This window comes from Paratractidigestivibacter sp. (assembly GCF_052362415.1).
In the GTDB taxonomy this organism is placed as follows: Bacteria; Actinomycetota; Coriobacteriia; order Coriobacteriales; family Atopobiaceae; genus Paratractidigestivibacter.
On sequence record NZ_DAWEMK010000036.1, the window covers coordinates 1 to 11,122 of the forward strand.

At 67.4% G+C, this 11,122-nt stretch carries 10 protein-coding genes and 1 pseudogene; 5 read left to right on the forward strand and 6 right to left on the reverse strand.

All coding sequences use genetic code 11. From position 1 onward, the window contains the following. Window positions 1-1,067 (reverse strand): annotated as a pseudogene (locus tag ACT84W_RS05155) (glucose-6-phosphate isomerase); the annotation flags it as partial. 197 nt (window positions 1,068-1,264) lie between these two features. Beyond that, window positions 1,265-1,819 (reverse strand): hypothetical protein, encoded by a 555-nt coding sequence (locus ACT84W_RS05160; RefSeq protein ID WP_432290701.1) that lies wholly within the window; start codon window positions 1,817-1,819, stop codon window positions 1,265-1,267. A gap of 107 nt (window positions 1,820-1,926) precedes the next feature. On the opposite strand from ACT84W_RS05160, the gene trxA reads away from it, so the two are divergent. Next, a complete protein-coding gene (trxA, locus tag ACT84W_RS05165; protein WP_432321152.1) occupies window positions 1,927-2,247 on the forward strand; it encodes a thioredoxin in 321 nt (106 codons plus the stop codon). A 137-nt stretch (window positions 2,248-2,384) separates the two neighbouring features. Further along, window positions 2,385-3,059, forward strand: coding sequence for a phosphatase PAP2 family protein (locus tag ACT84W_RS05170; protein ID WP_444328436.1), 675 nt, complete (start codon window positions 2,385-2,387; stop codon window positions 3,057-3,059). Between the two features lie 19 nt (window positions 3,060-3,078). Here the strand turns inward: ACT84W_RS05170 and ACT84W_RS05175 are convergent, their stop codons facing one another. From ACT84W_RS05175 to ACT84W_RS05190, 4 genes are read right to left on the reverse strand one after another with little or no spacing between them, the layout of a single operon-like run. Then, entirely contained in the window at window positions 3,079-3,549 is a 471-nt protein-coding gene (locus tag ACT84W_RS05175) for a metallophosphoesterase family protein (protein WP_432290704.1), read from the reverse strand. A 16-nt stretch (window positions 3,550-3,565) separates the two neighbouring features. Beyond that, window positions 3,566-4,294, reverse strand: a complete 729-nt coding sequence (locus ACT84W_RS05180; RefSeq protein ID WP_417576716.1) for a LytR/AlgR family response regulator transcription factor — start codon at window positions 4,292-4,294, stop codon at window positions 3,566-3,568. Window positions 4,295-4,347: 53 nt separating this feature from the next. Continuing rightward, on the reverse strand, window positions 4,348-5,721 hold the full coding sequence (locus ACT84W_RS05185; RefSeq protein WP_444328437.1) for a histidine kinase: 1,374 nt from the start codon (window positions 5,719-5,721) through the stop codon (window positions 4,348-4,350). Window positions 5,722-5,724: 3 nt separating this feature from the next. Beyond that, window positions 5,725-7,026 (reverse strand): hypothetical protein, encoded by a 1,302-nt coding sequence (locus ACT84W_RS05190; RefSeq protein WP_432290705.1) that lies wholly within the window; start codon window positions 7,024-7,026, stop codon window positions 5,725-5,727. 193 nt (window positions 7,027-7,219) lie between these two features. On the opposite strand from ACT84W_RS05190, the gene ACT84W_RS05195 reads away from it, so the two are divergent. The 3 genes from ACT84W_RS05195 to ACT84W_RS05205 form a co-directional block, all read left to right on the forward strand. Then, entirely contained in the window at window positions 7,220-9,409 is a 2,190-nt protein-coding gene (locus tag ACT84W_RS05195; RefSeq protein WP_444328438.1) for a MurT ligase domain-containing protein, read from the forward strand. Window positions 9,410-9,658: 249 nt separating this feature from the next. Then, a complete protein-coding gene (locus tag ACT84W_RS05200) occupies window positions 9,659-10,510 on the forward strand; it encodes an ABC transporter ATP-binding protein (RefSeq protein ID WP_444328439.1) in 852 nt (283 codons plus the stop codon). Beyond that, the coding region (locus tag ACT84W_RS05205; RefSeq protein WP_444328440.1) for an FtsX-like permease family protein at window positions 10,500-11,122 on the forward strand (623 nt) is incomplete at its 3' end. The genes ACT84W_RS05200 and ACT84W_RS05205, both read left to right, overlap by 11 nt.

The window sequence follows — 11,122 nt, forward strand, 5'->3', positions numbered from 1 at the left end:
TAGGGCAGCACGGCGTGGGTGCCGAAGCCAAAGAAGTTGGAGTACCAGACGTTGATCATGCCCATGAGCGCGACGACGTTGTCCTCGAGCGGCGTCTGCTGGAAGTACATGTCGAGGTCATGGAAACCCTGGAGGAACTGCTGGAAGACCTCGGGGCCGTAGACGACGATGAGCGAGAGGCCCACGGCGGAGTCGACGGAGTAGCGGCCGCCGACCCAGCTCCAGAAACCGAAGGCGTTGGACGGGTCGATGCCGAAGTCGGCGACCTTGTCGAGCGCGGTGGAGACGGCGACGAAGTGCTTCTTGATGGCCTCGGCGTTCGCGGCGTCGGAGCCGTCGATGGCGCCCTGGGCCTTGAGGGTGTCGAGCAGCCAAGTCCTGACCTCGCGGGCGTTGGTGAGGGTCTCGAGCGTGGTGAAGGTCTTGGAGACGACGATCACGAGCGTGGTCTCGGGGTCGAGGCCGCGGAGCTTCTCGGCCGCGTCGTTGGGGTCGATGTTCGAGATGTAGCGGCAGTCGATGTCGGCGTTGGCGTAGGGGCGAAGGGCCTCGTAGACCATGACCGGGCCGAGGTCGGAGCCGCCGATGCCGATGGAGACGACGTGCTCGATCTTCTTGCCGGTGACGCCCTTCCACTCGCCGGAGCGGACGCGCTCGGCGAAGGCGAACATGCGGTCGAGGACCTCATGGACGTCGGCCACGGTGTCCTGGCCGTCGACGATGAACTTGCCCTTGTCGGAGGCGGGGCGGCGAAGCGCGGTGTGGAGGACGGCGCGGTCCTCGGTGGTGTTCAGGTGCTCGCCGGCGTACATGGCGTCGCGGCGCTCCTCGAGCTTGACGGCACGCGCGAGGTCGAGCAGGAGCTTGACGGTCTGGTCGTTGACGAGGTTCTTCGAGAGGTCGAAGTGCAGGTCGCCCATGTCGAAGGAGAACTTGGAGACGCGCTCGGGGTCGGACGCGAACGCCTCCTTGAGGGTGAAGTTCGCCTTGATGTCGGCGGCGTGGTCGGCAACGGCCTTCCACTCGGGGGTCTGGGTTGCGTCGATCGGTGCGGCGATGTTTGCCATGTGCGAGTCCTCCCTGGGAGTTAAAAATCCACGGATGGCTTCATTTTACGCCCGAACGGCGGCCTCGCCCCCTTCATTTGGTGACAGTCATTGTGTGCAGCTGTGTGCAGCTTCTATTGCCACCCATCACTGGGTGACAGTCATTGGCTGATGGGTGTCCCAAAAAGCTGCACGCAATGACTGTCACCCAGTGAGGGTTAGTAGGGCTCGGAAAGAGGGGCGGCGCGCTTGAGGCGCGCCCACATCTGCTGCTTGGCGCGCGGGTCGGAGAGCGCCGCGGCAAAGCCGCCGAGGTTGAGGACGCGCATGCCACAGAGCTGGACGACGTAGCCGGGCTCGAGCATCGCCTCCTCGAAGCTCTCGATGATCGTGAGGTCGTCGGCATACGCTTCGCGCAGCGCCGCGGCGGCGGCATCGTCGCAGCAGACGAGCGTCGCCGGGTCGAGCGCGCTGACCGCCTCGCGCAAAAGCCCCTCAGGAAGCGCCTCGCCCGCGTCGTCGCAGGTCAAAAGCCATTCCCAGTCCTCTGGCGCATACCCCAGCGCCTTGAGCGACGCCTTGAGCGCGACACCGTCCGCGCCCGAGAACGGCTCCGCGCCGCCAGCCTCCTCGGCCGTCCGCTCTCCCTTGGCCACAAGGATCGGCGAGAACGCGTTGCCCCCGGCGCGCACCCCGCGCGCGGCGAGGCCGTCCAGCTCGGCGGTCGTTTTTTGCACACAGGCCTCGCGGCGCTGATCTGCTGCGGATGACATCTGGCTTCCTCCTGGGTCGGCTGCACCATAACAGTGTAATTCGGGTATACCTCCCATCAAGCAAAGACTCGCGGGCCGCAGCGCCCGCAATCAGACCGGAGGTCGCCATGTCCGTCAAAGAGATTCAGTCCGAGGAGCTCTCGCAGATCCTCGCCGCCGCCCAAAAGCCCGTGCTCGTCGATTTCTGGGCGCCCTGGTGCGGCCCGTGCCGTGCGCTCGGCCCCGTGGTCGAGGAGGTCTCCGGCGAGCTCGCCGGCGAGCTCGACTTCTACAAGATGAACGTCGACGACAACTACGACTTCGCCATGCAGAATAAGATCGTCTCGATCCCCACGGTGATGATCTTCAAGGACGGCAAGGTCGCCCATCGCATGGTCGGCGCGCTGCCCAAAGACGCGCTCATCAAAGAGATCCGCGCCCATATCTAGCACCCCTGCAGCCCCCCGGCACCTTCGCCGGGGGCTTCTTTTTTCGGGGAGAAGGATAGGGCTTACCCTCCCCTGACACAGGGATGATAGAATTCGGTTTCTTACAGGTCCCGCAAACCCGGCGTTAGGAAATCATCTTGAGCAACCTCGCAAAGCGCTCCTCTCAGCTCGCGCGCTCCATGGCCGGTCTCGCGCGCAGGAACGTCCGCCTGCTGGTGGCGCTCGCGGCCGCGCTCGTTTTCCTCTACCTCCTCGAGGAGGTCGGCGAGGGCGAGATCATGAAGCTCGACACCCTCGCCTACCGGCTCTTCGTCGAGAAGCTCCGCAGCGACCCCATCACCTCCGTCATGAAGAGCTTCACCGGCCTGCTCGACATCCCGGTCCTGCTCGTGATGACGCTCATCGTGACGGCGTTCGCGCCGGGCAAGGCGCCGGGGCGCTGCGTCGCCGCGAACCTCATCGGCTCGCTCGTGCTCAACGTCGTGCTCAAGCAGATCATTCAGCGGCCGCGCCCGGACGGCTTCCGCCTGATCGCCGAGACGGGCTACAGCTTCCCCTCCGGCCACTCGATGATCTCGATGGCGTTCTTCGGCCTGCTGGTGTGGATGGTCTGGACCTACGAGAAAGACCGCCGGTTCCGCCTGATCTGGTGCGCGCTCTTCTCGCTCATCATCGTGATGGTCGGCGTGAGCCGCATCTACCTGGGCGTCCACTATGCGAGCGACGTGCTCGCGGGGTTCTGCGTGTCGCTGATCTGGCTCGCGTTCTACACGAAGGTCGTGGCACCCGCGTTCATGGCGCAAGGGGAATAAGCGCCTCTTTGTTTTCCGGCTATTCGCCCAGCGTGATGATCTCCGCGGAGACGACCTTGCCCGCAGCGTCGTCGCAGATAATGCGCCCCATCGAGGGCTTCGAGCGACGCGGATAGGTGGGGCTGCCCGGGTTCATGACGAGCGTGCCCGTCCACTCGTCACGTGTGACGAAGGGCGTGTGGGTGTGCCCGCAGATAGCGATGTCGCACTTGAGCAGGTTCAGCCGCTCGCGGTAGTGGACGACCTGCCAGCGCAGGCCGCTGCCGAAGAAGATCTTCCGCGCCTTGACCATGGGGCCGTAGTCGCCCGACCAGTCGTTGTTGCCGAGGCACGCCTGCACAGGGGCGAACATCTCGAGCCGGCGATAGTCGGAAAGCGAGCAGATGTCGCCCGCGTGCACGATGACGTCCGCGCCGCGCAGCTGCTCGAGCAGCTGCGGCGAGAGGAACCCGTGCGTGTCCGAGATGATGTCGTAGCGCGTGGTCGACAAGTCGTCCTCCCCTGCCCTAGAGGCCCAAGGCGCGCTTGAGCGCAACGACGCGGCGGCGAGAGACGCTGATCTTCTTGCCCTCGATGCCGTTGATGCCCAGCTGCAGGATGCCCGAGCTGATGACCTCGACGTCCTCGACGTACTCGAGGTTGACGATGTAGCCGCGGTGCACGCGGAAGAACCCGTGCGGTGCGAGCTTCTCCTCGAGCTTGGCCAGGCTGATCGTCGAGAGGAACCGGTCGTTGTCGGTATAGATGCAGGAGTAGTCGTCCTTGGCCTCGATGTAGCGGATCTGGTCGATGGGCACGAGGACCTTGCGACCGCTCTTCACCACCGGGATGCGCTCGACGGAGGAGTGGGCCTGGGCCGCGGCGGGCTCGGCCTTGGGGGCGCGGGCCTCGACCTTGTCGAGCGCGAGCTCCAGGCGGTCGGACTCAACGGGCTTCATGAGGTAATCGACCGCGTCGACGCCGAAGGCCTCGACGGCGTACTCGCTGTACGCGGTGACAAAGACGATCGCGGGCGGGTTCTTGAGCTTGTGGAGCGCCTCGGCGAGCTGCATGCCGCTCGTCTTTGGCATCGAGATGTCGAGGAACATGACGTCGGCCTTGGCCTCCATGAGCTTCTCGACCGCCTCGCGGGCGCTCGAGGCCTCGGTGATGGACTCGACGCGACCGGTCTCCTCGAGCAGGAACCTTAGCTCGGAGCGGGCAGGGGCCTCGTCGTCAACGATCATCGCGCGCATGCAAAAACTCCTCTGAACGGGCCACCTAAACGCAGCTACTAAACGTTTGAATGTTACTCTTTCGTGACATTTGTCGCAAGCCCCTTCGCCGCGCCGCAGAGCCTGACGGTGACGCAGGTGCCCTCGCCCGGCCTCGAGACGACCTCGACGCCGCTGCCGGGCTCGTAGAAGCGCTCGACGCGCTCCATGACGTTCTTGAGCGCCATGCCGGCGCCGCGCTTCCGACCGCTGCCCACGGGCGTGGGGGCGGGCTTTTCCTGCCCATCGCCCGGCTCGAGGAGTCGGCGCGCCGCCTCCTCGGTCATGCCGAGGCCGTCGTCGGCGACGGCGATGAGCACGTCGTCGCCGTCGGTCACGGCGTGGATGTCGATGGAGAGGGGGCCGGTGTCGCGCATGGCGTGGCGCACGGCGTTCTCCACGATGGGCTGCACCACGAAGGAGGGGACGAGCAGGTCGTCGACCCCTTCCGTCAGGTGCTCGGTCTCGATGATCCGATCCTCGCCGAAGCGGGCCTTCTCGATGGTGAGGTAGCGGCGGGTCTGCTCGAGCTCCTGCGAGAGCGGGATCATGCCCGACTCGGAGCTCTCGAGCGTGTGGCGGTAGAACAGCGAGAAGTCGCGCAGCAGCGAGCGGGCGCGCATGGGGTCGGTGCGGCACAGCGACGCGATGGTGTTCAGCGTGTTGAAGAGGAAGTGCGGGTTGATCTGCGCCTGCAGCGCCTTGACCTCGGCGCGGGCCGTGAGCTCGGCCTGGGCGTCGAGCTCATAGGACGAGAGCTGGGTCGACAGCAGCATGCCGAGCCCGCGGGCGATGGCCAGCTGCGTGCGGTCCATGTCGCGGTCGTGCGAATAGTAGAGCTTGATCGTGCCCACGGCCTCGTCCTGCACGACGAGCGGGACGATGACGCCGAACGAGTTACCCGGGATCGCGATGCCGGCGGCGAACCGGCGCGGCTCCTGCATCTCCTGGTCCATGGCGTAGAACGTCTCGGTCCGCTTGGACTTGAGCACCTCACGCGTGGGGCGCGAGTTCTCGTCGCCCGGAGCGTAGGCCACGTTGAAGCTGCCATCGTAGGCGAGCACGCGGTTCGCGTCGGTGATGGCGACGCCGGCCGCGTTCGTCTCGGGAAGAAGGAGCGCGCAGATAGCCTGGGCGTTCTCGGGCGTGAGGCCGCCGCGGAGGTGCTCCAGGGTGTTCGTCGCCACGCGCAGGGTTCGCTCGGTCGCCTGCGAGCGCGTGTCGTCGGGCGTGAGGTTGATCGAGCCGGCGACCACGATGACGGCGGCGGCGAACGTGCCGGCGATGAGGCAGGGCAAGACCTTGGCGAACGCGAGCCCCCAGGCGAGGAGGCAAAGCGAGATGACCCCGCCGACCGCGAGGACCATGTCGGCGCGGTGCGTGGGCGGGTACCCGTTGGGACGAGGCATCGGTTACAGACCTCCCGTGGATCCGGGGTCGGGGACGGACAGCGCGATGCCCGAGAGCGGCGCGTCGGAGGGCTTCTGCGCCGGGCTCAGCGCGGCGCGGCCGCAGACGTCGCCCGTGCGCAGGATGGCCGCCTGCAGGTAACGGTCGTCCCAAATGGCGGACATGACGCCCGGCCAGGTCATCGAGAAGCTCAGGTAGCGCGAGGCGTTCTCGCGGGCGAACTTATCGGCGTCACGGATGCCCCTGACGATGATGCGCAGGTAGGCGAGGCGATCCGGGCCGGCGACGAGGCGGCGCAGCGCGGTGCTGCGCACGCGGGAGCGCACCTGGTCGCACAACCACGGCGCCGGGTACGGCATGAGCGACTCCGGGGTGATGGTGCGCAGGTCGCGGCGGGCGTTGAGCACCTCGAGCTTGCGGTACTCGTAGAACCAGCGGTACACGTCCTGCATAAAGACGGACGCGTCGGAGGCGGTCTCCTCAGGCGGGCAGAGCCGCACGCACCAGTCGTTGTCGAACCAGCAGTCGAGGCCATGGCTGCGCAGGTTGAGCACGTAGTCGAGGTCGTCGCCGCGGGTGATGTAGGGGTCGAACGGGATGCGCGTGTACGCCTCGGCGTGGATCGCGCAGCAGCCGCCGCACATGTGGTTGGAGCGCGTGACGCGGTTCTTGGCCTTCTGGGCGCGCTCCATGACCTTGTTGAACTGCGGCGCCTTGGTCCAGTAGCGCTCGGTCCAGCTCTTTGTGGGGTTCGCGTAGGGCGAGCCGTCCTCGTCGATGAAGAAGCCCGACTTGGCGAGGATCTTCAGGTCCTGCCGCGTGTAGGCGGAAAGCCCGAACACCGCCTTCGAGAGGAAGTCCGGGTCCTCCGCGACCTCGTCGTCGTACATGAAGACAGCGACGTCGTGGCCGAACACGCACGCGACCGCGAGGCCGAGGTTCTTTATGGCGCCGTAGCCGCGAAGCGAGACGGCCTCCCCCGCCGCCGAGGGCACGACGCGGCCGACGGCGGACATGATGCGCTCGCCCTCCTCGGGCCCGACCACGAGCGGGTTCAAGTCCGGGTGGGAGCGGCAGATGCTGTTCACGCGGGCGCGGGCCGCCTCGCGGCACGACTTCGGCGCCACGACGAGCACGGCGACGCGCAGGACGCCGCGGACCTGCTCGAGGGACGCCAGGCAGCTCTCGAGCTCGGGCAGGGGCTTATCGATGGGGGTGGTGTAGTCGTAGACGCCGCGCTCGCCCAGCTCGCCGGGCTGATTGCCCTCGGCCCAATAAGAAGGTATGACAATGATGGGGTTCACGCGGTCTTGTGCCCAATCTGCGAGCGATGGTCTACAGGCTGGCCAGGCGCTCGGGGCGCTCGGCGCTCAGTGTTAATATACCCCCATATCCAGGCGGGCGGGCACCGCATCCCACCTCGCCCGCTTTTGAATAAGACGACTGCAACAATCGCCCGGGCGCCGCGCTCGCCGGCGGCGGGCTTTGGAGGTATTTATGGGCGTTCGCTCGATGTTGGCATGCGCTGCGGCGGACGTGGCCCACTGGGGCCTCTCTTCCGTCCTTCGCCGCGGCGGCGGGAACATCCCCGGCGTCATCGCGCTGAAGCTCGACCCGGGTATCATCGCGGACCTGGCGGCCGGGCTCGACGGTTCCATCGTGGTCACCGGCACGAACGGAAAGACGACCACGAACGGCCTCATCGCCGACGGCCTGGCCGCGGCCGGCTTCGACGTGGTGTGCAACCGCGCCGGCAACAACATGCAGACCGGCATCGCCGCCGCCATGGTGGCGGGGCGCCGCGGCGGCGCGACGTCCGGCAAGAAGGCCTCCCGCGGCCGCTTCGGCGCCTTCGAGTGCGACGAGCTCTACACCGTCCGCGTCCTTCCACAGCTCAAGCCCCGCGCGCTCGTGCTGTTGAACCTCTTCCGCGACCAGCTCGATCGCTACGGCGAGATCGACCACACGCAGGAGGTCATCGCCGAGGCGCTGCGCAGGTCGCCGCAGACCACGCTGATCTACAACGCCGACGACCCGCTGTGCGCCGCCGTCGCCGCGCGCGTGGACAACCCGAGCCTCGGCTTCGGCATCGACGAGCCCACGGGCCTCGAGGCCGACCGCGTGAGCGACTCCAGGTTCTGCGCCATGTGCAACGCGCCCCTGGACTATGAGTACGTGCACTACGGGCAGCTCGGCAAGTACCGCTGCCCCAAGTGCGGATGGTCGCGCCCCGAGCTCACATACGCCGCGCGCGACGTCGAGCTCAGGTGCGGCAACCAGGGCGGGTACTCCTGGGACGTCTGCGGGCCAGATGGCTTCCGCCGCCGCGTGAAGACGCGCTACAACGGCCTTTATATGGTCTTCAACGTTACCGCCGTCGCCGCGGCGCTCGAGTTCGCGGGCGCCGGCACGGACGCCCTCGACGAGGTGATCTCGCGCTACGAGCCCGCAGGCGGCCGCATGAAGACCTGGCACGCGCTCGGCCGCGACGTGGTGAGCAACCTGGCGAAGAACCCCGCCGGCTTCGACCGCATGATCAGCGAGGTCCGCGCGGCCGGCGGGCGGCTCATGGCCTTCTTCCTCAACGACAACGACGCCGACGGGCACGACATCAGCTGGATCTGGGACGTCGACTTCGAGAAGCTCTGCGAGCTCGACCTCCAGCGGGTCTTCGTCGGCGGCACGCGCCGCAACGACCTGCAGGTGCGCCTCAAGTACGCGGGCATAAACGCGCAGCTCATCGATGGCATCGAGGACGCCGTGCGCGGCTGCTTCGGCGCCGACGCGTCTCTTCCGCTGCACTCGGTGGCCAACTACACCGTGTTCCCCCAGGTGACGGCCGACCTCAAGCGCCTCGACGGCACCGAGCGCCCCGAGGGCACGCGCGCCGCGATCGCGCCGAAGGCCCGCGTGAACCTCGGCTGCTACGCCGACGCCAGCATCCGGGCCGAGCAGCTCGGCCGCCCGCTGCGCATCGTCCACCTGTACCCCGACGCGCTCAACCTCTACGGCGACGGCGGCAACATCGCCTCGCTGCGCCAGCGCTGCGAGTGGCGCGGCATCCCCGTGCACGTCGACCGTGTGCTCATGGGCGAGGCGCTCGACCTCTCCGACGCCGACGTCGTGCTTCTGGGCGGGGGCGCGGACCGCGACCAGCTCGCCGTCTGCAAGGAGCTGCTGGCACAGAAGGAGAAGCTCACCGCCTACGTCGAGTCCGACGGCGCGCTGCTGGCCATCTGCGGCGGCTACCAGCTGCTCGGCCGCTTCTACATGATGGGCGACGAGCGGGTCGAGGGCCTTGCCGTCATCGGCGCCGAGACCCGCAGCGGCGACGGCCGCATGATCCACAACGTGGCCATCGACTCCCCCGTCGCGTCATCGCCCATCGTCGGCTTCGAGAACCACGGCGGCCGCACCTACCTCGACGACGGCGAGAAGCCCCTCGGCACGCCGCTCGTGGCCGGCACCGGCAACAACGAGTTCGACGTCGGCGAGGGCGTGCTGCACAAGGGCGTGGTGGGCACGTATTTCCACGGGCCGATCCTGCCCAAGAACCCGCAGGTCGCAGACTGGCTGATCGCGCATGCGCTGCGCCGCCGGGGCATCGAGACCGAGCTCCCCGCCCTCGACGACTCCTACGAGGACGCGGCCCACGACGTCGCGCTGGCCATCGTCAAACGCGGCTAGGCCGGGCACATAGCCTCGATAAGGGCGCAGGCCCCGCACACCGCGGGCCCGCGCCCTTCTTTGTATACGGAGACGAGGCCGCGCAGCGGCTCGGCGGCCTTCGCTGCCCCGCCGGCGGACCTTACAAAACCGCAACCGGGCCGTAAGGTGATTCGATGGCAGCCAAGGTGCCGCTGAGCGAGCATAGTTCCCGACAAACGTCGATCGAAGCCCGTGGGCGAGGCCCGCGGCACGTGAGGAAGGATCGCCATGGGTAACCACTTCAAGCCCGCCCAGGGGACGACGAGCAAAAGGACGACCGCCGCCCGCCGGGCCCCGCAAGGGACCGTTCTCTCCGTCCAGCACCTCGAGAAGGTCTACGGCAACCGCGGGCGCGGCGGCGCCGGCGCCACGACGCGCGCCCTCGCGGACGTGAGCTTCAACGTCGAGGCCGGCGAGTTCGTCGCCATCATGGGCGCGTCGGGCTCGGGCAAGTCGACCTTACTCAACTGCGTCTCTACCATCGACTCCGCCACGAGCGGGCACGTCTTTGTCCACGGCACCGATGTCACGGCGATGCGCAGCGGCGAGCTCGCGCGCTTCCGCCGCGAGCAGCTCGGCTTCATCTTCCAGGACTCGAACCTGCTCGACACGCTCACCGCACGCGAGAACGTGGCGCTGCCGCTCACCATCGCGCGCACGCCGTCCAACGAGACCCTTGTCCGCGTGGACAAGATCGCTCGCCACCTGGGCATCGAGCAGACGCTCGACAAGTACCCCTACCAGCTCTCGGGCGGCCAGCAGCAGCGCGTTGCCGCGGCGCGCGCCCTCGTGACGAGGCCCGCCGTCATCATGGCCGACGAGCCCACCGGCGCGCTCGACTCGAAGAGCGCCCGCGTGCTGCTCGAGTGCCTCGAGCAGATGAACCGAGAGCTCGCCTCGACCATCCTCATGGTCACCCACGACAGCTTCGCCGCAAGCTTCACGGGCCGCGTGCTCTTTATCCGTGACGGCCGCGTGTTCACCGAACTGCGACGCGGCGACGCGAGCCGCCGCGCGTTCTTCGACCGCATCATGGAGGTCGTGGCGATGATGGGAGGCGAGGGTTCCGATGCTCTGTAAGCTCGCCTGGGGCAACGTCCGGCGAGCCGGCCGCGACTACCTCATCTACCTGCTCACGCTCACGCTGGGCGTCACCGTCTTCTACGCGTTCAACACCATCAGCATGCAGGTCGACCTCGTAGGCATCGCGAGCGACGCCGAGGGCGTGGCGACGATGCTCGGAAACATCCTGGGCGGCCTCACCGTTTTTCTCGGCGCGATCATGGGCTTCCTCATGGTCTACGCGAACAACTTCATCATGCGCAGGCGCAATAAGGAATTCGGCCTGTACCAGGTCCTCGGCATGAGCCGAGGTCAGGTGGCGCGCATCATGGCCCTGGAGACCCTCATCGTCTCGCTCGCCGCGCTCGCGATGGGCATCGCCCTGGGCGTGGGCCTCTCGCAGCTCATGGTCTTCTTCACGGCCTCGCTATTCAAGACGCAGGTCGCGAACTTCCGCTTCATCTTCTCGCCCGAGGCGCTCGGGCTCACCGTCGAGTGCCTCGCCGTGATCTTCGCCGTGACGCTCGTGTTCAACCTGCGCGTCGTGGGCAAGTCCCGCCTGACCGACCTCATGAGCTCGGGTCGGCACAACGAGCAGGTCAAGACGCGCAACCCCTGGCTCTCGGGCGC

Excerpts from the sequence above, each read along its gene's own strand:
- ACT84W_RS05185 (WP_444328437.1), bottom strand. The coding sequence starts at position 5,721 with ATGCCTCGTCCCAACGGGTACCCGCCCACGCACCGCGCCGACATGGTC.
- trxA (WP_432321152.1), top strand. The coding sequence starts at position 1,927 with ATGTCCGTCAAAGAGATTCAGTCCGAGGAGCTCTCGCAGATCCTCGCC.
- ACT84W_RS05180 (WP_417576716.1), bottom strand. The coding sequence starts at position 4,294 with ATGCGCGCGATGATCGTTGACGACGAGGCCCCTGCCCGCTCCGAGCTA.
- ACT84W_RS05195 (WP_444328438.1), top strand. The coding sequence starts at position 7,220 with ATGGGCGTTCGCTCGATGTTGGCATGCGCTGCGGCGGACGTGGCCCAC.
- ACT84W_RS05160 (WP_432290701.1), bottom strand. The coding sequence starts at position 1,819 with ATGTCATCCGCAGCAGATCAGCGCCGCGAGGCCTGTGTGCAAAAAACG.
- ACT84W_RS05200 (WP_444328439.1), top strand. The coding sequence starts at position 9,659 with ATGGGTAACCACTTCAAGCCCGCCCAGGGGACGACGAGCAAAAGGACG.